This window comes from Bradyrhizobium sp. LA6.1, assembly GCF_040547805.1.
Lineage (GTDB): Bacteria > Pseudomonadota > Alphaproteobacteria > Rhizobiales > Xanthobacteraceae > Bradyrhizobium > Bradyrhizobium barranii.
On sequence record NZ_JBEPQK010000011.1, the window covers coordinates 108,081 to 129,340 of the forward strand.

The window sequence follows — 21,260 nt, forward strand, 5'->3', positions numbered from 1 at the left end:
GGTTATGGATTGCGGCTGCACCTCGCGTGAGACCCACCCGCATGCTCGACTTCGCCCTGTCCGCCTTCGTGACGCTGCTGCTGGTGGTCGATCCCGTCGGCCTTGCGCCGGCCTTCCTGGCCGCGACCGGAGGCATGCCCGACAAGGTCAAGCGCACGATCGCGCTGCGCGCGCCGCTGATCGCGGCCTCGATCCTGGTGGTGATCTCGCTGGCCGGAAACTGGCTGTTGCGCCAACTTGGGATCGGCATCCCCGCCTTCCAGATCGCCGGCGGACTGCTGCTGTTCGGCGTCTCCTACCAGATGATCTTCGGCGACCGTCCGCATCGCGAGGCGCGCGAGGCCGACAAGGCGACCTCGGAGCACGCCTCCGACGTCGCGGTGTTTCCCTTGGCCATCCCGATGATGGCCGGTCCCGGCGCGATCGCGACCACTCTGCTGCTGACGGGCAATGCCGGCTATGGGGCCAAGCTCGCGATCATCATCGCGGTCGTCGTCTCCGTCTGCCTGCTCTGCATGCTGTGCTTCGTCTCCGCGAGCCTGATCGCGCGCACCCTCGGGCGCACCGGAAATGCCGTGCTCTCACGCGTGCTTGGCATGCTGCTCGCAGCTTATTCGGTGCAGTTCGTGATCAACGGGATCGCGGCCGTCCGGGCGAGCCTGCCCTAGGGGTTGCCCTGGGCCTGCGGCAATCTGCTAATTTATTGATTTCAAGTGATATTTCGTGGCTTGGCGGGGCTGCCGGCAAGACGGTACCTGATCCGGGTCGCTTTCGCTTGCACTGCCATATTGCTTTGACGTACTCCCGGTCTAACAAACGCCCATCGCCAAGAAGTCGAGATATCGATGACAGCGGACGAGCTCGACAAGAGACAGGCCATAATCGACGCGTGCCGCCGCATGAACGCGCTCGGCATCAACCAGGGCACCTCGGGCAATATCAGCGTCCGGCATCTGGACGGGCTTCTGGTCACGCCGACCAGCGTGCCCTATGACGCCATGACGCCCGACCAGATTGTGTTCATGGCGATGGACGGCTCGCATGCCCCCGGTCAGAAGCCGTCCAGTGAATGGCGCTTCCACCGCGACATCCTGAAATCGCGGCCCGACGTCAACGCCGTCGTCCACGCTCATCCCACCTATTGCACCATCCTGGCGATCATGGGCATGGAGATTCCGCCTGTGCACTACATGATCGCGGCCGCCGGCGGTGACAGTATCCGTTGCGCACCCTATGCCACCTTCGGAACGGCGGAGCTGTCCGAGCATGCGCTGCGGGCGCTGGAGGGCCGGCTCGCCTGCCTGCTCGACCATCACGGCATGATTGCGGTCGGCAAGACGCTGGACAAGGCGATGTGGCTCGCCGTCGAGGTCGAGACGCTGGCGCGGCAGTATCACGGCTGCCTCCAGATCGGAAAACCGCCGCTGCTGTCGAGTGCCGAGATCGAACGTGTCAGCCAGCGCATGGCCGGCTACGGCATGTCGGAAGGTTAGGGCGGGCAAAAAGGTGTTCGCGCGGATCAGACACATCGCCGATCGCAAGGGATCGAACCGCGTCATGGTTCGCCTGCGCGCGCTCTTGCGCAGCAACGAGTTCTACCTGATCCCGCTGGCGCTCGTGATCGGCACGCTTACCGGTGCCATCGTGACGCTGATGGCCGAGATCGCGCAGATTGCCCATATGGTGATCTACGGCATTCCCGTCGATGTTCGCCTATCCGCCCACGCCCGGGTCAGCCCCTGGGCGGCCCTCATCGCGCCCGCGCTCGGCGGACTGGCGCTCGGTATCATGGAGTGGTGGCGGCGGCGGCTGAAGATCTCCAACGCGGTCGACCCGATCGAGGCGAACGCGCTGCGCGGCGGCAATCTGTCGATGCGCGACAGCATGGTGGTGTCGAGCCAGACGCTGATCTCGAACGGCTGCGGCGCCTCGGTCGGCCTCGAGGCCGGCTACACCCAGATCGGCTCGGGTATCGCCTCACTGCTCGGCAAGTTCTTCAATCTGCGCCGCAACGATTTGCGGCTGATCGTCGGTTGCGGCGCCGCCGCTGCGATCGCAGCGGCGTTTGGCGCGCCGATCACCGGCGCCTTCTATGCCTGCGAGCTGATCGTCGGCGTCTATTCGGTCGGCAGCGCCGCGCCGATCCTGGCGGCCTCGCTTGCTGGCGCGCTGACCGCGCAATGGCTCGGCGGCGCGCCGTACTCTATCGAGATACCGAAGGTCAGCGCGGTCGGCGTCGAGCAATATCTGGCATTGATCGGGCTTGCGCTCATTACCAGCGGCGTCGGCATCGCGGTGATGCGGTCGTCTTCGATGTTCGAGCGCCTGTTTATCTGGCTGCCGGTCTGGCTGCGCCCGGTGATCGGCGGCCTTATCGTCGGCAGCTTTGCCATCGTCACGCCACAGGTGCTCGCGGCCGGCCACGGCGCCATGGTGCTCGATCTCTTTCACGACATGACGATCGGCCTGATCGCGATCATCATCGCCTTGAAGGTGACGGCCTGCCTGATCTCGCTCGCCTCGGGTTTCCGTGGCGGTCTGTTCTTTGCCTCGTTGTTCGTCGGCAGCCTGATCGGAAAGTTCTTCGCTGCGGTTCTTTTGCTCATCAGCCCGGAATTCGTGATCGACCCGCTGGTCGCGATGCTGACGGGTATGGCGACGCTCGGCGTCGCCATCGTTGGCGGCCCCTTGACCATGTCGTTCCTCGTGCTGGAAATGACTCGCAATGTCGACGTCACCGCCGTGGTGCTGGCCGGCTGCATCGTCACCTCGATCTGCGTCCGCTTCATGTTCGGCCATTCCTTCTCGACCTGGCGCCTGCATCTGCGCGGCGAGACCATCCGCAGCGCCAACGACGTCGGCTGGCTGCGCAACCTCACGGTCGAGCGGCTGATGCGCTCCGACGTCGGCAAGGTGCCATCGACCACGACGATCGCCGCCGTGCGCGGTGAATTCGCGCTGGGCTCGCGGCCCGGCATCGTCATCGTCAACAATGCCGACGAATATGTCGGCCTCGTCCTGCTGCCCGACCTGTTCTCCAGCGATCTCGACAGCATCGCCGACGACATCCAGGTGATCGAGCTCGCCCGCCTGACCGAGATCGTGCTGATCCCGGAAATGAACGTGAAGTCGGCGATGGCCGTGTTCGACGAGGCGGAAGCCGAGATGCTGGCGGTGGTCGATTCCACCGACAGCCGCAAGGTGGTCGGCTTCCTCACCGAGACGTTTGCCCGCCGCCGCTATGTCGAGGAGATCGACAAGGCAACGCGCGGCGTGCTCGGAGCGCTGTCGTAGGATCACTCCCGCAGGCGCAATCATGGAAGCGGGACGGCGTGCTTCGTGTGCCGCCGTCCGCGCCGGCTATCGGCCTGGTTGAGATGGGGAAGCGACGACGCACGCCACGATCCGTCGGACCAGTGGCAGCACCATCAGCAGCGTGGGAAAGGCGACGAGCCATGACAGCGCCCAGGCGCCCGGCCAGGTCGCGAGGAACGCCGGCGTCGCGCCGAGGCTCCGGAGCGTCGAAATGACCGACACCACGGCCGTCATGAGGATGGACAGCACAAATGGCATCACGATCGGCGCATAGCGCGCCGGCAGTTTGCGAACCGCAATCATCTGATTTCTCTTGAGGAAAAGGACGCGTCAGTCACGTTGAACCTGCGAAAATGCATCGATCCCGACGGCGTCGGTTGATGCGTTGGTTCACGTGAAACGCTTACGGCGACCGAAAAACGGCGCGGCTGTTCATTATCCGCTCAGGTTGAGTGGTTCAAGCTGCATCTGGTCGTTCGGTTTACAATCGTTCGAAGCGTGGCAGATTGCCGCGATCACGAAACTTTTCAATGGTTTGCACGTTGTGGATCGTTTCATATTTTGACTTTGAGCGAGAGCAAAGGACGGTGAGATGAGCGATAGGCCCGTAAATTCCAGGTTTGGCCGCAACACCGCGCTGGCTGCGTTTGCGAGTCTGGCTCTGGCGACAGCTTCCGTCTCGCCCTCGTCTGCGGCGCCGGCCGGTTCGCCGTCCGTCAGCGCGGACTCTGCGACATCGGGCAGATCAGCAGCGACCGATTTCAGCGCCGCCCGCCGCCACCGCTACTATCGCCGCGGTCCAAATGCGGCAGGGCTTGCCTTCATGGGCGTGGCGGCAGGTCTGATCGGAGGTGCGATCGCAGAGAGCCGGCGCCAAGAGTACTACGAGAATCGCTATTATGACGGCCCGGGTCCTTACTATGGCGGTCAGGGATATTATGGCGGCGGTCCCTATTACGGTCCGCGTGGCTACTATCAACCTTATTAGGCACCTGTTCTCGCCGTAGCCCGGATTGCACGGAGCGTGTCATCCTGCGGCGCTTCGCGCCGACCCGTTGGCTCCGTCCGGGCTACGCGTCTCTGTGTTGCCCGACGGGCAAAACACCCGGCGGGCTGTCAACCCGCGTGCTATGAGACGAGCTAGCGACATTGAACGGCATGCTCGGGCTGTCGGAACAAGTTAGTTCGGTGTAGGATGGTGTCGCGAAGGAGAATTCACCCACGTATGGGATGAATGAGCCGCGCCATGGAAGACGCGCCATGGAAGAGAAATCTCCTCAAATGAGATTGGCACAGCCGCGGGGGACTGTGCTGACGAATATGGCCGTCGCAGCGTTGATAATTGCTGCGCTCTATTTCGGTCGTGAAATTTTTGTTCCCTTCGCGTTAGCAGTTCTCCTGAGTTTCGTTATGGCGCCCTTCGTGATGCGCTTACGTTCCTGGCGAATTCCGCGCACGATTTCTGTGCTGGTGGTCGTCTTCATCGGATTCTCGATCATATTTAGTCTAGGCGGTCTTATGGTTTCGCAGGCGACCCGGCTCGCCACCAAGCTGCCAGGCTATCAACAAACATTGAGTGACAAGATCGAAAGCCTGCGCGGCTTAATGGGCGGCGGCTCTGGAACATTGGAGCAGGCGTCGACAGTTCTGAAAGAATTGAAGACAGAGTTGCAGAATCGAGATGGGGCCGGTCGACCTACTGACGGCGAACTCACCAGACAGCCCTCAGACAAGCCGATACCCATACCCGTTGAGGTAAGGCAACCCGATCCTGGTGCTCTGTCGACGTTTGGCGCAATCATCCAGCCACTGATTTCACCTTTAACGACGACAGGGATCGTCGTGATCTTTGTTGTCTTTGTCCTGCTGCAACGGGAAGATCTGAGGAATCGGCTTGTCCGACTGGCCGGATCCGCGGATATTCAACGCACGACTGCGGCCCTGGACGACGCCGGTAAGCGTCTGAGCAAGCTCTTTCTTACCCAGATCGCGTTCAATGGCGTGTTCGGTCTTGCAATAGGCTTAGGTCTTGAATTCATCGGTGTCCCCTCGGCTCCGCTATGGGGTCTGATCGCGATGATTATGCGATTTGTACCGTATATCGGTGCATTGATATCTGCGGTATTCCCTCTCATTCTCGCGGCGGCGGTGGGCACGGGCTGGCAGATGCTGATACTTACGGCGGCATTGTTCGTCGTGCTTGAGTTGCTCGCAGGACAGGTCCTCGAACCCTTGATTTTTGGGCATAGCTCGGGTCTTTCCCCGATTGCAATTATCCTGTCAGCGTCATTCTGGACGTGGCTTTGGGGGCCGGTCGGACTGGTGTTGGCCACGCCCCTGACAATTTGTCTCGTCGTCCTTGGGCGGCATGTCGATCGTCTTAAATTTCTTGACGTTATGCTTGGCGACCGACCACCGTTGACGCCGCCGCAACTGGCTTATCAACGAATGCTGGCGGGAGATCCCATTGAAGCGGTGGAACAGGCACATGAATACCTGAATGACTCGTCGCTTGAGAATTATTATGACGACATCCTCTTGAAAGGCCTGAGACTCGCGGAGGCCGACCGTCAATTGGGTCACCTCGATCAGGACCGATTAGATCGGGTAGTCTCAACGGTGGAAGAATTGGTCGCTGAGCTGGGGGCACACCATGACGTGGAAGCAACAGGACCCAGTTCCCCGGATCTAAGCTCAAGCCCGGGAGCTGCCATTACATTCGAGCGAGCAGGCTCCGAGCACGCTTTGATTCCGGAGCCGCCGACCTCGTCGATTTCGGTCGTTTGCATCCCTGGTGCCGGGCGACTCGATGAGGCGACGGCGCTTGTGCTGGCGCAGCTTCTGCGGTACCGCGGGATTCAGGCAATTGCGGAAAAGGCTGATGCTTCATCAATGTCGAAATTGCTTTCGCTCGAATTGGCGAACACCGCGCTTGTATGTGTCTGCTATCTGAGTCAGCCGTCCACCGCCAAGATTCAGCACGTCGTTCGAGGGCTCAGTAAAAGGATTGGCGCAACCCGTATCCTGTTCGCTTTGCTGGGAACGGGAGCCGCAGAAACGGTGGGAAACGCTTCCAACGCGTTGGTAGCAAGCGGGTCGTTCGGTGCAGCCTTGGAAGCAGTCGTTCACGTGACCTGCGCGCAACCTGATGCGTCGGATCAGGCGAAGGCAGCTGCTCCGGCGTAAAAACGAATCTTTTGCTCCTCTGGATTGCCGGGCGTCGCAGAGCGACCATCCGCATCGGTCACCGGGTCCTGTGGAGAGCAAAAGGATGGGCGGGGACCGCGCGACGGTGACCCTTGCGAATATTTGCCATCGCGCATTCCCGATTTTATTTGATACGAACCGGTAGACAAACGGCGGGCGCGATGTGGCGAATGCCGTAATCCGAGGACCGTAAGTGCAGCCCGTTTTGGCGCAAACCGCACATTTGGCCGGATCCAAAAGCTTCAGCAGGGACAATAGCGATCATTGCGACACGCGCGTGGAATGTCCACTCACGCCTCACAAGCAAAACTTTCAGTTTGCACGGCCGCCATGACCCTTTGACCTAGGTCAATACTCTCAACGTGGGTTTACCTTGGAAGTAGCAACTATCGGAGCGACCGCACTCTTCGCCTGTATCTTCTGCGTAACGCCGATATCGCTCGTATGTCACGCAAGGGAAACGTGTGGTTGTCTGTGGCAAGCAGCCTGAGCTAATCACGCAAGGAGGAGCTGTACATGGGTATCCTTGACGAGTTACTGGGCGGTGGGCAACGCCAGAAAGAGTATCGGGATTTCGTTGATCGATACGAACAAGGAAATCCGTCGGAGGGTTATTCCGATCAAGAGGTTCTCAAACGGTATGGTGATGTGTCACACGCCGTGCCGTCTGACCAGTACGCGCAGGCAGCGATAGAAGCGTTGGGCAAGCTTTCGCCGGAAGAACGGGCGGCGTTCGTGAAGATGCTGCAGGAGCGAGCCGCCGCGCGCGGCGTGGCGCTACCGGGACAAGTGGCCCCCGAACCGAAGGAACTGGGCGAGGTGCTCACCGATCTGCATGGGAGGCCCGGTCAGCTCCGGGATATCCTCGCCAGTGGCGATGCCCAGCCTCACGAGCAAGCCCAACCGTCGAACCCGATCATCGACATACTTGCGTCCCCGCAGGCAAAGGCCGTGCTCGCGGGGATCGCGGCCATGGTGGTCAAGCGTGTCATGCAGGGTTCATCCCGAACCGCGTAGCGCATGCGTGAGGCCCGCAGCCAAAGTCCGGTTGGGGTCATTCGGTTGACCTACCGGCAAGTCCGGGCAAGGTTCGCTATGCCGCCAAAAAAGCGGAAGCGAGTTATCCTGTCGCGACGCAACAGGAATGAACACGATGACCGAGAGCGACGGCCCGCCCATCGCCAAAGGTTCTGCGACTGTCAGCGCGTCGGCCATTGGTGCGTCTGCAGCACTCGCTGTCATCGCCCGGCTTGACCGGGCGATCCAGCATTCCAGAGACGGCTGTGATTGAGCCGAGAGGCCGCGGCGTACTGGATTCCCCGCTTTCGCGGGGAATGACAATGGCACTTGGAGGACGCCGCCGCTGCCTCATACTCTGTCTCGTGCCCCGGACGCAGCGCAGCGCTCTTGCGGTGTGCTGCAGAGCCGGAGCCCATGTCTCCGCATTCTACTCTCCGCATTGTACCGTGTCGCTTTCTGGGTCCCGGCTCTGCGCAGCAACGCTTGCGCGTTGCAGCGCGTCCGGGACACGAGAGAGCAACCGCGTTCTACGCCCGCATCACCGTCCCGCCGGTGCCGACAGCGCGCCGTTGGCGTAGCGCTGCCAGTCGGGTGTGGTCGACTGCGACGGCCAGAACGCGTTGGAGTCGCGGACCGACTGGGTGATCGGGGCGGGTTGTGCCTTGCTTCTGTGGTGGCGGTCGCTCGCGGCGGCGGTCTGGATGGTGGCGGCGGCGGCGATCAGGGTGGCGCCGAGAATGGCAAAGGTCTTTCGCATGATTGTTTCTCCCGTGACGGCGATTCAGGCTGTGAGAAAAATGTCTCCTGTGTTCGCGCTCGTGGCTGACATGGCGATGTGTCCTGCCGGATATCAGCCGGGCCGATTTCACGATCCGAAGCGTGGCCATCACGTTGGGGCGAGCAAATTTTCTGGCGCCGGCCAAATATTCGGCAATCGCGCCCGCAGCGCCGGTGGACTTGCCCCCGGCAATCCGGTTCAATGAGGCGAATTGAGTTCTCAGGCGACAACGATGTCGAAATATCTGCTGGTCCTTCTCCTGATCGCCTCGCCGGCGGCCGCGCAGGTTAAGCTCACGCCAAAGACCTCGGCAGCGCATCCAGACCCGTGCGCCCCGATCGGGCGGACCGCGGACGGCAAGCTGGTCTACTCCATGAAATGCGAGAATCTGCCGGCGCCGCCTCCACCTCCGCCACAGGCGGAACTGAAGGAGGCGCCCCCTTCGGCCGCGCCCGCCGCCGACCCCGAGCCGGAGGTGCGGCGGAGTGGTATTTTCGGCTGGTCCTACGACCGCAGATGACGGGCCGCGCCACTTGCGCGAAACCCGATGGAATGCTCTTTGCTTGAAAATTCCCCGTGGGCCTTTAGCCCCCGATCCAGAGAGATGAGATGAGCAAACTCGTTATCCGCGCCGGCGACTTCACCTTCGATGCCCGCTTCGAGGAGCAACTGGCGCCCAAGACCGTCGCTGCGTTCCGCAAGGCGCTGCCGTTCGAAAGCCACATCATCCATGTGCGCTGGAGCGGCGAGGGCGTCTGGATGCCGCTCGGCGATCTCGATTTCGGCGTCGGCTACGAGAACCACACCAGCTATCCCGCGCCGGGTCAGATCATCCTCTATCCCGGCGGCATCAGCGAGACCGAGATCCTGCTCGCCTATGGCGGCGTGCACTTCGCCAGCAAAATGGGCCAGCTCGCCGGCAACCATTTCATCACGCTGACCTCGGGCCTCGAGAATCTTGCGACCCTCGGCAAGAGCGTGCTGTGGAAGGGCGCCCTGCCGATCCGCTTCGAGGAAGTCTGAGTGACGGATACTCGCTACCCGCGCGATCTCCGCGGTTACGGCCGCAACCCGCCGCATCCGCAATGGCCTGACAACGCGCGGGTCGCGGTGCAGTTCGTCGTCAATTTCGAGGAAGGCGGCGAGAACAACATCTTGCACGGCGATCGCGCCTCGGAAGCGTTTCTGTCCGACGTCCTCGGCGCGCAGCCCTGGCCGGGCCAGCGCCACGCCAATATCGAGTCGATGTTCGAATATGGCTCGCGCGCCGGCTTCTGGCGGCTGTGGCGGATGTTCAACGAGCGGAAGTGGCCGACCACTGTGTTCGGCGTTGCCACCGCGCTGAAGCGGAATCCCGAAATTGTCGCGGCGATGAAGGAGTCAGGCTGGGACATCGCAAGCCACAGCCTGAAATGGATCGAGCACAAGGACATGACCGAGGCGCAAGAGCGCGCCGAGATCGCCGAGTCCATTCGCGTCCACACCGAGGCGACGGGCTCGCGGCCGCTCGGCTGGTACACCGGGCGCTCCTCGATCAACACCAACCGCCTCCTGATGGAGGAGGGCGGCTTCCTCTATCTCTGCGACTCCTATGCCGACGATCTGCCCTATTGGGTCAAGAGCGTGAGCGGGAAGCAGCTCATCATTCCCTATACGCTTGACGCCAACGACATGCGCTTCATCAACCCGCAGGGGTTTGCCGAAGGCGAGCAGTTCTTCACCTATCTGAAGGACGCCTTCGACGTGCTCTATGCCGAGGGCGAGACCGCGCCGAAGATGATGTCGGTGGGGCTGCACTGCCGTCTTGCCGGCCGGCCCGGCCGTGCCGCGGGACTGATCCGCTTCCTCGACTATATCGGCAAGCACGATCGCGTCTGGGTGCCGACGCGGCTCCAGATCGCGCAGCACTGGCACGACAAGCATGCGCATCTCGCCGCCGATGCCTTCGAGATCGGGTGAGGACGATGGCGCAAATCTCGCTCGCCGATCTCAATGTTGCTGATAAGGCCAGCTTTGTCGCGGCCCTTGCCAACGTCGTCGAATATTCGCCCTGGATTGCGGAGAAACTCGCCGGGCAGCGGCCGTTCGCCGGTATCAACCAGTTGCACTCAGCGCTGATGGCGGCGATCCAGGCTGCCGAACCCGACGTGCAGCTCGCGCTGATCCGGGCGCATCCCGATCTCGCCGACAAGACACAGCGCGCCGCGGGCCTCACGGTAGAGTCGACCGACGAGCAGAATAGTGCCGGCCTCGACCGGCTGTCGGAGGCCGAATACGCGGCGTTCGAGCGCGTCAACAACGCCTATCGCGACAAGTTCGGCTTCCCCTATATCGTCTGCGTGCGCCGTCACACCAGGGATTCCGTGCTGCGCGACTTCGAGACGCGGTTGCGCAATATCGCCAAGACCGAGACGCGGCGCGCGATCGAGGAGATCAGCCGCATCTCCGCGCTGCGGCTCGATCAGCTCGTCGTCGCCGACGACAAGCTGAAGGTGCACGGCCGGCTCTCGACGCATGTGCTCGACAATCACGCCGGAAAGCCTGCAGCCGGCATCCCGGTGGAGCTCGTCGAGCTCGCGAGCCTCGGTGAGAGCCGCGTGATCGCACGCGCAATCACCAATGCCGATGGCCGCACCGACCAGCCGCTAATCGGCGGCCGTCCGCTGCCGATCGGCCGCTACGAGCTTCGCTTCAGCGTCGCCAAATATTACGCCGAGCGCAACGTGCCGCTGTCCGACCCGCCGTTTCTCGACGAGATCCCGCTGCGCTTTGCGATCAGCGAGCCGGAAAGCCACTACCACGTGCCGCTGCTGGTCACGCCGTGGAGCTACTCGACCTATCGCGGCAGTTAATTCCCAAACTTCTCGTGCAGCGCCGGAAACAGCCGGTCCGGCTTGAACGGCGGCGCGGTGAAGCGGATGCCGGTGGCATCCGCGATCGCATTGCCGAGCGCGGCGGTGACCGGATTGTACGGGCTCTCGCTCATCGATTTGGCGCCCAGCGGCCCGATCGTGTCGGACGTCTCGGCGAAGAAGACCTCCGTGCGCGGAACGTCTGCGAAGGAGGGCAGGTGGTAGTCGCGGAATTTCGGGTTGGTGACGCGGCCGGTTGCGTCGATCACCATCTCCTCGTAGAGCGCCGCCCCGATCGCCTGCGCGACGCCGCCGTCGACCTGGCCGCGGCACTGCATGGGATTGGCGACGACGCCGGCGTCCGCCGCCTGCACGCTCCGGAGAATCTTGATCTCGCCGGTGCCCTTGTTCACGGCAACGCGAAAGCCCTGGACGTTGAAGCCGACCGAGCGCGGCGTCCCCTCGGAATTGCCGCTGGCCGTGAACGGCTGCCCGCGTTCGCGCGCAAGCTTCGCCAGCTCGGCAAAGGACATGCGCCGCACGCCGCTGACGACTGCTTCGTCGTCGAGCGTGCAGCTCGCGGCGTCGCACAGCCAGGCGCCGGCGGCCACAGCGATCAGTTCGGTCGCGAGCTGCATCGCGGCCGCATGCGTTGCCTTGCCCGCAACGAAGGTGCCCGCACTGCCATAGGCGCCGGTGTCGTGGCCACCATGGGCGGTGTCGGACTGGCGCAGGCGGATGCGGTCGACGGTGGTTGCAAGCGTCGTCGCCGCGATCTGCCGGTGCACGGTGCTGGTACCGTTGCCGAACTCGGAGGTGCCGACGGTGAGGTCGAAGCCGCCGTCGTCGTTGAGGGCGATCATCGCATCCGCGAGATGGCCGGCCGGCGGCACCGTGTCGATCATGGTCAGCGCGACGCCGTCGCCGATCAGCCACTCAGGCGACAGGTCCGGCTGCGGGCCATCGGCCTGCATGGCGCGTTCGACAAGGTCGAGGCACTGGTCGAGCCCGTAGGAGCCAAAGAGCACGTCGTGAAATTCGGACGGCGGCGGCGACAGCATGGGATCGCCTGGTTTGACGACGTTGCGCCGGCGCATGTCGTAGGGGCTGATGCCGAGCTGCCGTGCCAGCTCGTCAATCGCGGCTTCGATCGCGATCTGCGTTTGGGGCAGGCCGTAGCCGCGAAACGCGCCCGACGGCACCGTGTTGGTGTAGACGGCGAAGCCGTCGACCTTCTTGTTAGGACAGTTGTAGACCGCGATGGACTCGGACAGCGAGTGGAACATCACGGGGCCGGCATGATTGCCGTAGGCGCCGGTGTTGGAGAGCACCTCGAGCTGGAGCGCGGTGAGCCGGCCGTCAGCATCGGCGCCAGCCTTGATGTGGACCCGCATGGGATGCCGCGTCGAGGTCGCGATGAACTGCTCCTCGCGGGTCAGCTCCAGCTTGACCGGTCGTCCGGTCTTGAGCGTCGCGAGCGCCAGAATGTCCTCGACGAACATCTCCTGCTTGCCGCCAAAGCCGCCGCCGACGCGTTCGCAGAACACGCGGACCTTGTCCATGGGGAGCCCAAAGATGTCCGACAGCGCGCGGCGGGTCAGGAACGGCACCTGCGTCGAGGTGCGGACATTGAGCACGCCGGAAGCGTCGAGCCAGGCGAGGCCGCCATGGGTCTCCAGTGCCGCATGCTGCACGCGGTGGCTGTGGAAGGTGGCCTCATAGGTGACGGCGGACGTGGCGAGTGCCGCCGCCACGTCGCCGTATTCGCCGTGCGTCTCCGCCGCGAGGTTACGCTGGGGATCGGCGATGCGGTTCGCGGTGGTGCGGTCAGGATGAATGACAGGTGCACCCGGTACCATCGCCTGCTCCGGGTCGATCAGCGCAGGCAGGATTTCGTAATCGACCTTCAGCCGCCGGCACGCCTCCTCGGCGGCGGCCTCGCTCTCGGCGACGACGGCGGCGACCTTCTGGCCGATGAAGCGGACGACGTCATCGAGGATGCGGGTATCCTCCGGATCCATCCAGTCCTTCTCATGCCGCGCGGTCGAGATCAGAACCGACGGCGCATCCTCATGCGTCATGACCGCGTGCACGCCGGGCACGCGCAGCGCGTCCGACTTGTCGATCGCGACGATCTTCGCGTGGGCGTGCGGCGAGCGCAGCAGCTTGATGTGCAGCAGGCCGTCGATGGCGGTGTCGAAGGTGTAGTGCGCCTTACCGCGCACGACATCGGGGCCTGCTGGGGCCGGAAGGCTGCGGCCGAAGGCGGCGCCGGGCTCGACGCTCTCCTCGACATTGGTCTTGCCGAGCAGTGCGTCCTCGATCGAGCGATAGCCGGTGCAGCGGCAGATATTGCCCTTCAGTGCCGATCCGAGATCAGTGCGCTGCGCCTGGTTCAGCGAGGCGCAGGTCAGGATCATGCCGGCGGTGCAGAAGCCGCATTGGAAGCCCTGCGCATCGAGGAAGGCCTGCTGCATCGGATGCACGCCGTGGTCGCCACCGAGCCCTTCGATCGTGGTGACGGCGCGCCCCTCGGCGCGGAACGCCGGGATCAGGCAGCTGTGCACCGGCTCGCCGTCGAGCAGCACGGTGCAGGCACCGCAATCGCCGGCATCGCAACCCTTCTTCACGCCGAAATGGCCGAGCTCGCGCAAGAACGTGCGCAGGCACTGGCCGGCGCGCGGCTCTTGCGGGAACGTCTTGCCGTTGACCTCGAAACTCATGACGGCATCGCCCCCAGGAGCTCGCCGCGAATCTCCTCGGCGAGCCGTAGCGTCATATGCTTGCGCCAGAGCGGCTTGCCGTGGATGTCGGTGTGGTACAGATCATCCGGGATCTGCTCTGCGATCGCGTCGTGAAGCGCGCCCGCGTCCGGAGCCTTGCGAAAGGACAGCTGGATCGGTCGCACGGTCGATGCGGTCACCGACAGCGTCAGCGTGCCATCGCTGTCCAGGCTGCCGATCAGAAGCGCCGCAGAGCGGCCGACAGGGGCTAGCGAGATCTGGCGAAAGGCCGTGCGGCGCTTCAGCGTGGCAATCGGGATATCGATCTGCCGGATCAGGTCGCCTGGCGTCAGGCGGTTGCGCTGGTTGCCAATGACGAAGTCGACGACGGGTATCTTCTCTTCGCCGCCGCCGGCCTTCCAGATGGTGCAGACGCCGTCCAGCGCTGATGTGAGCGAGATCATCGGTCCCGCCGGCAGCGACATGCAGAGATTGCCGCCGACCGTCGCGGTCCTCCAGATCTTGAATGACGCAAGGAAAGCCCGGCAACACTGGCCGATCAGCGGTGCTGCGAGCCAGTCGGGCGGGCAGGCGAAACCGTCGAGCTGCGTGATGGTGCAGGTGGCGGAGATGGTGAGATGAGTGTCGGTGATCGTCAGCGCCGGCCATTTCAGGTCAGTGAGATCGATCAGCCGCTTCAGGTGGACCTGGGGCTCCGAGAACAGCCAGGTGCCACCCGCGAGCCACGCATCACCTTCCGTCCAGGCGGGCAGCTGCGCGCGCGTTTGCGGATGGGCCACCGTCGTGATGGTATTCAAATCCATGGCTGCGCCAAAGCTTCCACCCGGTGAATCGTACAGATGAGTCTTGCAAGACCGGAGCCAAGTCGCAACAAGCAAGTCGTAGCATGAAGGTGATCGGGCCGGCGGCCGCCTTCGCGGGCCTGTCATCAGCGGATGTGAGGAGAACCAGGATCATGAGCGATGCAAAGCCGATCTGGATCAGGGATCCCCTCGCCATCCTCGCTGATGGTGCCGAGCGCGGGATCGTGGTGAGTGATGGCCGGATTGTCGAGCTCGTGCCGGCCGGCGGCAGGCCTGCGACGGCGAATGTCGCGGTGTTCGACGCGGGCGAGCATGTCGTCCTGCCGGGCCTAATCAACACGCATCATCATTTCTACCAGACGCTGACGCGGGCGCTGCAGGCGGCGATGGACCGCGAGCTGTTTCCCTGGCTCCAGGCGCTCTATCCGGTGTGGGCGAGGCTGACGCCGGAATCGCTCGAGCTCGGCGTCACCGTGGCGATGTCCGAGCTCCTGCTCTCGGGCTGCACCACCACAACGGATCACCACTATGTGTTCCCGGCGGGGCTCGAGGAGTCCGTCGATATCGAGGTCGCAGTCGCAAGACGGCTCGGTGTCCGGGTGCTGCTCACGCGCGGCTCGATGAACCTGTCGCAGCGCGACGGCGGCCTGCCGCCCGACAGCGTCGTACAGGACGAGGACACCATCCTCGCCGACAGCGCGCGCGTGGTTGCAAAGCATCACCAGCGCGGCGCGGATGCGATGGTGCAGATCGCGCTGGCGCCATGTTCACCTTTCTCGGTGACGACGTCCCTGATGCGCGCCACCGCCGATCTCGCCGCCAAGCTCGACGTTCGCCTGCACACCCATCTCGCCGAGACCGAGGACGAGAACAAATTCTGCCAGCAGATGTATGGCTGCCGCCCGCTCGACTATCTCGAGCAATGCGGCTGGCTCAATGCGCGGACCTGGCTCGCCCATGGCATCTTCTTCAATGCGGAGGAAATGAGGCGGCTCGGCAAGGCGAAGACGACCATCAGCCATTGCGCGTGCAGCAACCAGATTCTGGCGTCGGGCTGCTGCCCGGTGTGCGAGATGGAGGAGGCCGGTGTCGGTATCGGCATCGGCGTCGACGGCTCGGCCTCGAACGACGGATCGAATTTGATGCAGGAGGTGCGGGCGGCGTTCCTGCTGCAGCGGGCGCGCTACGGAGTGGCCAAGGTCAGCCACAAGGATGCGCTGCGCTGGGCCACCAAGGGCTCGGCGGCCTGCGTCGGCCGGCCGGAGCTGGGCGAGATCGCCGTCGGCAAGGCCGCCGATCTCGCCCTGTTCAGGCTCGACGAGCTACGCTTCTCCGGTCACGGCGATCCGCTGGCCGCGCTGGTGCTGTGCGGGGCGCATCGGGCCGACAGGGTGATGGTGGCGGGACAATGGGCCGTGATCGACGGCGCGATCCCGGGACTGGATGTTCCCGATCTCATCCGCCGCCACGGTTCCGCGGCGCGGGCGATGCAGGCGGGATAATCCGGGCAAAAAAGAAAGAGGGGGCGACCACAAGTGCCGGGTGCTTCTGGCCACCCCCTCCGAACCTCCTCCGGGAGGAGCAGGTGATCTAGGCAATGCAAGAAGCGTGCTACTTGCCCGGAAGCTTGTCGTCGATGCCCTTGACGTAGAAATTCATGCCGAGGATCTGGCCGTCATCGAGGTGATCGCCACCTTTGCACTCGACCGGCTTGCCGTCCTGCCCAACGACCGGGCACTTGAATGGATGCAGCTTGCCCGCTGTGATCGCGGCCTGGGCATCCTCGGCGAGCTTCTTCACGTCGTCAGGCATGTTGGTGTAGGGCGCCATCGCAAACATATGGCTGTCGAGGCCACCCCAGCTGTCCTCGGACTTCCAGGTGCCGGCGAGCTCGGCCTTGACGCGCTCGATGTAGTAAGGGCCCCAGGTGTCCAGGATCGAGGTGAGCTGGGTCTTCGGCCCGAACTTGATCATCTCGGAATCCTGGCCGAAAGCGAGCTTGCCGCGTTCGCTGGCAATCTGCATCGCCGCCGGCGAATCCGTGTGCTGCATGATCACGTCGGCGCCCTGGTCGATCAGCGCCTTGGCGGCGTCGGCCTCCTTGCCCGGGTCGAACCAGGTGTTGGCCCAGATGATCTTGACCTTGATGTTTGGATTGATGGTCTGCGCCGCCAGGATCGTCGCGTTGATGCCGGAGACGACCTCCGGAATCGGGAACGAGCCGATATAGCCGAGCACGCCGGACTTCGACATCTTGGCCGCGATCAGGCCCTGGATGTAGCGGCCCTGCCACCATTTGGCCGAGTAGGTCGACATGTTCGGGTTGCGCTTGTAGCCGGTGGCGTGCTCGAAATGCACGTTCGGATATTTCTTGGCGACTTTCAGCGTCGGGTCCATGTAGCCGAACGAGGTCGTGAAGATCAGCTTGTTGCCGGCGCGGACGAGCTGCTCGATGGAGCGCTCGGCGTCGGGACCTTCGGGCACGTTCTCGAGATAGGTGGTCTCGATCTTGTCCCCCAGCTCCTTCACCAGGGCCTGGCGCGCTAGGTCGTGCTGGTAGGTCCAGCCCAAGTCTCCGATCGGACCCAGATAGATGAAGCCGACTTTCAGCTTGTCGGCGGCGGAGGCTGCGCTGACGCTTCCGGCAAGCAAAAGCCCGGCAGCCAGCGCAAGAAGTGATTTCCTCATCATCAATCTCCAAACATCAGGGGACAGCCACGATCCGCAACGTACGCGCCCCATCGCGCACGCCGCGGAAATGAAACGCTAGCGGTCCGGCACGAACACAGTGCCGAGCGCGGCCGGCGCGGTCGAGCCGCCGGTGCGCGCGCGTGAGAGCAGGACCAGGACGATGACGGTTGCGAGGTAAGGCAGCGCCGACATGAATTGCGAGGGAATGCCGACGCCCCAGCCCTGAGCGTGGAGTTGCAGGATCGTCACCGCGCCGAACAGATAAGCGCCGACCACGAGCCGGCCCGGCCGCCAGGACGAAAACACGACCAGCGCCAGCGCGATCCAGCCGCGCCCCGCGGTCATGCCGGGAATGAAGAACGGCGTGTAGGCGAGCGGCAGATAGGCGCCGGCAAGGCCTGCGCAGGCGCCGCCGAACATCACGGCGAAGGTGCGGATGCGCAGCACGGGGTAGCCGAGCGCATGCGCGGAGACATGGTTGTCGCCGCAGGCGCGCAAGATCAACCCCGCCCGCGTGCGGTACAGGAACCACCAGACGCCGACGACGAGCGCGATGGAGAAATAGACGAAGGCGTCCTCGCCGAACAGCACCCGGCCAATCAGCGGCATGTCCGTGAGGCCGGGAATATAGAGGTGCATCGCGGGCGTGATGCGCTCGCCGACGAAGCCGGCGCCGATCAGGCCGGACAGGCCGACGCCGAGGATGGTCAGCGCGAGACCCGTTGCAACCTGGTTGACGGCGAGCCCGAGCGTCATCAGCGCGAACACCAGCGACATCAGCGTGCCCGCGACGATGCCGAACAGCGCGCCGATGAAGATCGAGCCGGTGAGCCACGCACCTGCAAAACCGCAGGCTGCACCGACGATCATCATGCCCTCGACGCCGAGATTGAGCACGCCGGAGCGCTCGGTCACGAGCTCGCCGGTCGCCGCGATCAGGAGCGGCGTGGATGCGGCGAGCACCGCGAGGATGATGGCTTCAACCAGTTCCACGGGCCACCTGTCGGTTCGGGAAAACCAGCTTGAAGCGATAGAGAATGAGCGAATCGCAGGCGAGCACGTAGAACAGCAGAATGCCCTGGAATACCTTGGTGACGTCCAACGGGATCTTCATCGCGATCTGCGCCTGCTCGCCGCCGATAAAGGTCAATGCGAGGAAAAGGCCTGCAATTAATATTCCAAGCGGGTTCAACCGGCCGAGGAAGGCGACGATGATCGCGGTAAAGCCGTAGCCGGGCGAGATGCCGGGCTGGAGATGCCCGACCGGACCCGCGACCTCGATGATGCCGGCAAGGCCTGCGAGCGCGCCGGAGACGGCGAAGGTCAGGATGATCAGCTGGTTGGCGTTGAAGCCGCCGAACCGTGCGGCGCGCGGCGCCGCGCCGACCACGCGAATCTCAAAGCCCTTGATGGTTCGGCCGAGCAGGATCGCGGCTGCCGCGACGACTAGCAGGGCGATGATCGAGCCGAGATGCAGCCGACCGCCTTCAATCAACAGGGGCACCGTCGCTACCGGATCGAACTCCGCCGTGGTCGGGAAGTTGAATCCATGCGGATCGCGCCAGGGGCCGCGCACGAGATAGTCGAGGAAGAGGTCGGCGACATAGACCAGCATCAGGCTGGTCAGGATTTCGCTGGCGCCGAACTTCACCTTGCAGATCGCCGGGATCAGCGCGTAGAGCGCGCCCGCGGCGGCCGCGAGCACGAGCATGGTCGGAAGCACCCAGGCGCCCGCATCGGTGCCCTGCGTCTTCACCGCGATCCAGCTTCCGGCGACCGCGCCGATCAGGAATTGCCCCTCGGCGCCGATGTTCCAGGCATTGGCGAGATAGCAGAGCGACAACCCGATCGCGATCATCACCAGAGGCGTCGCCTTCACCGCGATCTCCTGCAGTGAATAGCCGTCGGTCAACGGCGCGATGAAATAGGCTTGCAGCGCCAGAAGGGGATTCTTGCCGAGGATCGCGAACAGCACGGTCATGGTCGCGATCGTGAGGCCGATCGCGATCAGCGGCGAGACCAGCGCGATCGTGTTGGAACGCTCGACGCGCTTCTCAAGCACCAACTGCATGCGCGGCCTCCTTCGGCTCCAGGCTGCTGCCCCCCATCAACAGGCCGAGTTTTTCGCGCGTGGCTTCGCTTGTTGCAAGCGGCGTCGACAGCCGGCCATGGAACATCACGGCGATGCGGTCGGCGATCTCGGCGAGCTCGTCGAGATCCTGGCTGGTGACGAGCACGGCGGCGCCCGCGGTTGCGAGATCAAGCAGCGCCTGGCGGATCACGGCGGCGGCGCCGGCATCGACGCCCCAGGTCGGCTGGCTCACCACCAGCACCGCGGGGTTGCGCAGGATCTCGCGGCCGACGATGAACTTCTGCAGATTGCCGCCGGACAGGCTCGCCGCTTCCGGATCCCGCTTGGCCTTGCGCACGTCGAACGTTTCGGTCGCGCGGTCCACGGTCATTAGTGTCGCCGCGGTGTCGATGAAGCCGTGATGGACCATGCCGCTGGCGGCGTGCCCGGTCAGCAGCGCGTTCTCCGACAGCTTCATGCGCGGCGCGGTGCCGTGGCCGAGCCGTTCCTCCGGGACGAAGGCCGCGCCCAGCTTGCGGCGCTGCGTGATCGAGAGGTGGCCGGCGGCGATGCCTTCGATCACGACGGTGCCGGGGTCGTTCGACAGGCGTTCGCCGGAGAGTGCGGCGAACAACTCGTCCTGGCCATTGCCGGCGACGCCGGCGATGCCGAGGATCTCGCCGCCCTTCAGCTCGAACGAGATGTGCTCGAGCCGCACGCCATGCGCCTCGCTCGGCGCGAGTGAAAGGTCGTTGACGACGAGCCGCGGCACGGTGGTCTTCCGGCCTGCCGGTGCTCTCACTTCCCTGATCTCGCCGCCGACCATCATCCGCGCGAGCGAGGCCGCGGTCTCGAGTCTGGGATTGCAGGTCTCGACCTTCTTGCCACCGCGCAGGATCGTGGCGGTGTCGCAGAGCCGCTTCACTTCGTCGAGCTTGTGGCTGATGTAGAGGATGGCGCGGCCTTCGGCCTTGAGGCGTTCCAGCACGATGAAGAGCTGGTCGGCCTCCTGCGGTGTCAGCACGGCAGTGGGCTCGTCCAGGATCAGGAATTTCGGATCCTGCATCAGCGCGCGGACGATCTCGATGCGCTGGCGCTCGCCGACCGAGAGTTGCCAGACCTCGCGCCTGGGATCGAGCGGCAGTCCATAGGTCTTCGACACCTGCTCCAGCCGCGCCGACATGTCCTTGAAGGATTCCCTGCCGTCGAGGCCGAGCGCGACGTTCTCGGCGACCGTGAGATTGTCGAACAGCGAGAAATGCTGGAACACCATGCCGATGCCGCGGCTGCGCGCTTCCGACGGACCCGACAGCACGATTCGTTCGCCCTGCCAGCGAATCTCGCCGGCGCTGGGCTGGATCAGCCCGTAGATCGCCTTGACCAGCGTCGACTTGCCGGCGCCGTTCTCGCCGAGCAGAGCGTGGATTTCCTTGGGCCAGATACCAATGTCGATGGAATCGTTGGCGAGGAAATCACCATAGCGCTTGGTGAGCCCGATCGTCTGAAGCAGAGGGGGCTCGCCGGAATGCAGGTCGTTGGACGTCTGGTCTAACATTCGCTGATGCGCTGGCACGGGGTGAATTGCCTCAATTGTGGGCTAGTTTGAACCGTCGCGTAAGATGTGAAAAAGCGTCATCCCTTGCTCAACGCTTCGGCAGGCGGTCTGTGTCGCGAGTCGCGGCCCTTGTCAGTCGATGATCGTTTCCAACCGACATCAGGGAGAGCCATTGCGGCGGCCTCCTGCGAGAGACGCCTGTTGCAAATTTGTGACGGCTCAAA

At 63.9% G+C, this 21,260-nt stretch carries 20 protein-coding genes; 12 read left to right on the top strand and 8 right to left on the bottom strand.

Annotation, left to right across the window (positions count from 1 at the left end):
• The first annotated feature begins 41 nt into the window (after positions 1-41).
• From ABIB99_RS25645 to ABIB99_RS25655, 3 genes are all read left to right on the top strand, one after another.
• Complete coding sequence (locus tag ABIB99_RS25645; RefSeq protein ID WP_028156691.1) at positions 42-668, top strand: MarC family protein; 627 nt, start codon at positions 42-44, stop codon at positions 666-668.
• A gap of 177 nt (positions 669-845) precedes the next feature.
• Positions 846-1,493 (top strand): L-fuculose-phosphate aldolase, encoded by a 648-nt coding sequence (locus ABIB99_RS25650; protein WP_354177980.1) that lies wholly within the window; start codon positions 846-848, stop codon positions 1,491-1,493.
• A gap of 13 nt (positions 1,494-1,506) precedes the next feature.
• The gene (locus ABIB99_RS25655) at positions 1,507-3,294 is read left to right on the top strand and encodes a chloride channel protein (RefSeq protein WP_354177982.1); all 1,788 of its coding nucleotides are present in this window, start codon (positions 1,507-1,509) and stop codon (positions 3,292-3,294) included.
• A 66-nt stretch (positions 3,295-3,360) separates the two neighbouring features.
• Here ABIB99_RS25655 and ABIB99_RS25660 read toward each other — a convergent pair whose 3' ends face one another.
• Positions 3,361-3,618, bottom strand: coding sequence for a DUF2798 domain-containing protein (locus ABIB99_RS25660; RefSeq protein WP_014493668.1), 258 nt, complete (start codon positions 3,616-3,618; stop codon positions 3,361-3,363).
• 289 nt (positions 3,619-3,907) lie between these two features.
• Here ABIB99_RS25660 and ABIB99_RS25665 point away from each other — a divergent pair, with 289 nt between their 5' ends.
• The 3 genes from ABIB99_RS25665 (at position 3,908) to ABIB99_RS25675 (ending at position 7,539) form a co-directional block, all read left to right on the top strand.
• Complete coding sequence (locus ABIB99_RS25665; protein WP_063982014.1) at positions 3,908-4,303, top strand: hypothetical protein; 396 nt, start codon at positions 3,908-3,910, stop codon at positions 4,301-4,303.
• A 272-nt stretch (positions 4,304-4,575) separates the two neighbouring features.
• On the top strand, positions 4,576-6,501 hold the full coding sequence (locus ABIB99_RS25670; protein WP_354177985.1) for an AI-2E family transporter: 1,926 nt from the start codon (positions 4,576-4,578) through the stop codon (positions 6,499-6,501).
• A 537-nt stretch (positions 6,502-7,038) separates the two neighbouring features.
• Entirely contained in the window at positions 7,039-7,539 is a 501-nt protein-coding gene (locus ABIB99_RS25675) for a hypothetical protein (RefSeq protein ID WP_063982015.1), read from the top strand.
• A gap of 541 nt (positions 7,540-8,080) precedes the next feature.
• Here ABIB99_RS25675 and ABIB99_RS25680 read toward each other — a convergent pair.
• Complete coding sequence (locus ABIB99_RS25680) at positions 8,081-8,299, bottom strand: hypothetical protein (protein ID WP_354177987.1); 219 nt, start codon at positions 8,297-8,299, stop codon at positions 8,081-8,083.
• On the opposite strand from ABIB99_RS25680, the gene ABIB99_RS25685 reads away from it, so the two are divergent.
• The 5 genes from ABIB99_RS25685 to uraD all read left to right on the top strand — a co-directional run bounded on the left by ABIB99_RS25685 (position 8,280) and on the right by uraD (position 11,172).
• On the top strand, positions 8,280-8,525 hold the full coding sequence (locus ABIB99_RS25685; protein ID WP_354177989.1) for a hypothetical protein: 246 nt from the start codon (positions 8,280-8,282) through the stop codon (positions 8,523-8,525). The two genes, ABIB99_RS25680 and ABIB99_RS25685, sit on opposite strands and share 20 nt — an antisense overlap.
• 27 nt (positions 8,526-8,552) lie before the next feature.
• Positions 8,553-8,840 carry a hypothetical protein gene (locus ABIB99_RS25690; RefSeq protein WP_166100356.1) on the top strand — a complete coding sequence of 96 codons (288 nt, stop codon included), beginning with the start codon at positions 8,553-8,555 and terminating at the stop codon, positions 8,838-8,840.
• Positions 8,841-8,929: 89 nt separating this feature from the next.
• Positions 8,930-9,343 carry a DUF3830 family protein gene (locus ABIB99_RS25695; RefSeq protein ID WP_014493672.1) on the top strand — a complete coding sequence of 138 codons (414 nt, stop codon included), beginning with the start codon at positions 8,930-8,932 and terminating at the stop codon, positions 9,341-9,343.
• Positions 9,344-10,279: an allantoinase PuuE gene (gene puuE, locus ABIB99_RS25700; RefSeq protein WP_354177992.1), complete on the top strand. Its 936-nt coding sequence runs from the start codon at positions 9,344-9,346 to the stop codon at positions 10,277-10,279. It begins immediately after the preceding gene.
• A 5-nt stretch (positions 10,280-10,284) separates the two neighbouring features.
• A complete protein-coding gene (uraD, locus tag ABIB99_RS25705) occupies positions 10,285-11,172 on the top strand; it encodes a 2-oxo-4-hydroxy-4-carboxy-5-ureidoimidazoline decarboxylase (RefSeq protein WP_354177994.1) in 888 nt (295 codons plus the stop codon).
• Here the strand turns inward: uraD and ABIB99_RS25710 are convergent.
• The gene (locus ABIB99_RS25710) at positions 11,169-13,895 is read right to left on the bottom strand and encodes a molybdopterin-dependent oxidoreductase (RefSeq protein ID WP_354177996.1); all 2,727 of its coding nucleotides are present in this window, start codon (positions 13,893-13,895) and stop codon (positions 11,169-11,171) included. The two genes, uraD and ABIB99_RS25710, sit on opposite strands and share 4 nt — an antisense overlap.
• A complete protein-coding gene (locus ABIB99_RS25715) occupies positions 13,892-14,719 on the bottom strand; it encodes an FAD binding domain-containing protein (protein ID WP_354177998.1) in 828 nt (275 codons plus the stop codon). The genes ABIB99_RS25710 and ABIB99_RS25715 overlap by 4 nt, the downstream gene beginning before the upstream one ends.
• Positions 14,720-14,871: 152 nt before the next feature.
• Here ABIB99_RS25715 and ABIB99_RS25720 point away from each other — a divergent pair, with 152 nt between their 5' ends.
• Positions 14,872-16,221 carry an 8-oxoguanine deaminase gene (locus ABIB99_RS25720; protein ID WP_354178000.1) on the top strand — a complete coding sequence of 450 codons (1,350 nt, stop codon included), beginning with the start codon at positions 14,872-14,874 and terminating at the stop codon, positions 16,219-16,221.
• Positions 16,222-16,330: 109 nt separating this feature from the next.
• Here ABIB99_RS25720 and ABIB99_RS25725 read toward each other — a convergent pair whose 3' ends face one another.
• From ABIB99_RS25725 to ABIB99_RS25740, 4 genes are all read right to left on the bottom strand, one after another.
• Positions 16,331-17,407, bottom strand: coding sequence for a BMP family ABC transporter substrate-binding protein (locus ABIB99_RS25725; protein ID WP_063986211.1), 1,077 nt, complete (start codon positions 17,405-17,407; stop codon positions 16,331-16,333).
• 78 nt (positions 17,408-17,485) lie between these two features.
• Positions 17,486-18,403 carry an ABC transporter permease gene (locus ABIB99_RS25730; protein ID WP_135215155.1) on the bottom strand — a complete coding sequence of 306 codons (918 nt, stop codon included), beginning with the start codon at positions 18,401-18,403 and terminating at the stop codon, positions 17,486-17,488.
• A complete protein-coding gene (locus ABIB99_RS25735; protein ID WP_354178003.1) occupies positions 18,390-19,481 on the bottom strand; it encodes an ABC transporter permease in 1,092 nt (363 codons plus the stop codon). Before ABIB99_RS25735 ends, ABIB99_RS25730 begins: the two co-directional genes overlap by 14 nt.
• Positions 19,465-21,036, bottom strand: coding sequence for an ABC transporter ATP-binding protein (locus ABIB99_RS25740; RefSeq protein WP_354178005.1), 1,572 nt, complete (start codon positions 21,034-21,036; stop codon positions 19,465-19,467). Before ABIB99_RS25740 ends, ABIB99_RS25735 begins: the two co-directional genes overlap by 17 nt.
• Between the last annotated feature and the right edge of the window lie 224 nt (positions 21,037-21,260).

Coding starts and splice junctions, on each gene's coding strand:
- ABIB99_RS25645 (WP_028156691.1), top strand. CDS start 42: ATGCTCGACTTCGCCCTGTCCGCCTTCGTGACGCTGCTGCTGGTGGTC.
- ABIB99_RS25650 (WP_354177980.1), top strand. CDS start 846: ATGACAGCGGACGAGCTCGACAAGAGACAGGCCATAATCGACGCGTGC.
- ABIB99_RS25660 (WP_014493668.1), bottom strand. CDS start 3,618: ATGATTGCGGTTCGCAAACTGCCGGCGCGCTATGCGCCGATCGTGATG.
- ABIB99_RS25665 (WP_063982014.1), top strand. CDS start 3,908: ATGAGCGATAGGCCCGTAAATTCCAGGTTTGGCCGCAACACCGCGCTG.
- ABIB99_RS25670 (WP_354177985.1), top strand. CDS start 4,576: ATGGAAGAGAAATCTCCTCAAATGAGATTGGCACAGCCGCGGGGGACT.
- ABIB99_RS25675 (WP_063982015.1), top strand. CDS start 7,039: ATGGGTATCCTTGACGAGTTACTGGGCGGTGGGCAACGCCAGAAAGAG.
- ABIB99_RS25685 (WP_354177989.1), top strand. CDS start 8,280: ATGGCAAAGGTCTTTCGCATGATTGTTTCTCCCGTGACGGCGATTCAG.
- ABIB99_RS25680 (WP_354177987.1), bottom strand. CDS start 8,299: ATGCGAAAGACCTTTGCCATTCTCGGCGCCACCCTGATCGCCGCCGCC.
- ABIB99_RS25690 (WP_166100356.1), top strand. CDS start 8,553: ATGTCGAAATATCTGCTGGTCCTTCTCCTGATCGCCTCGCCGGCGGCC.
- ABIB99_RS25695 (WP_014493672.1), top strand. CDS start 8,930: ATGAGCAAACTCGTTATCCGCGCCGGCGACTTCACCTTCGATGCCCGC.
- uraD (WP_354177994.1), top strand. CDS start 10,285: ATGGCGCAAATCTCGCTCGCCGATCTCAATGTTGCTGATAAGGCCAGC.
- ABIB99_RS25710 (WP_354177996.1), bottom strand. CDS start 13,895: ATGAGTTTCGAGGTCAACGGCAAGACGTTCCCGCAAGAGCCGCGCGCC.
- ABIB99_RS25715 (WP_354177998.1), bottom strand. CDS start 14,719: ATGGATTTGAATACCATCACGACGGTGGCCCATCCGCAAACGCGCGCG.
- ABIB99_RS25720 (WP_354178000.1), top strand. CDS start 14,872: ATGAGCGATGCAAAGCCGATCTGGATCAGGGATCCCCTCGCCATCCTC.
- ABIB99_RS25725 (WP_063986211.1), bottom strand. CDS start 17,407: ATGAGGAAATCACTTCTTGCGCTGGCTGCCGGGCTTTTGCTTGCCGGA.
- ABIB99_RS25735 (WP_354178003.1), bottom strand. CDS start 19,481: ATGCAGTTGGTGCTTGAGAAGCGCGTCGAGCGTTCCAACACGATCGCG.
- ABIB99_RS25740 (WP_354178005.1), bottom strand. CDS start 21,036: ATGTTAGACCAGACGTCCAACGACCTGCATTCCGGCGAGCCCCCTCTG.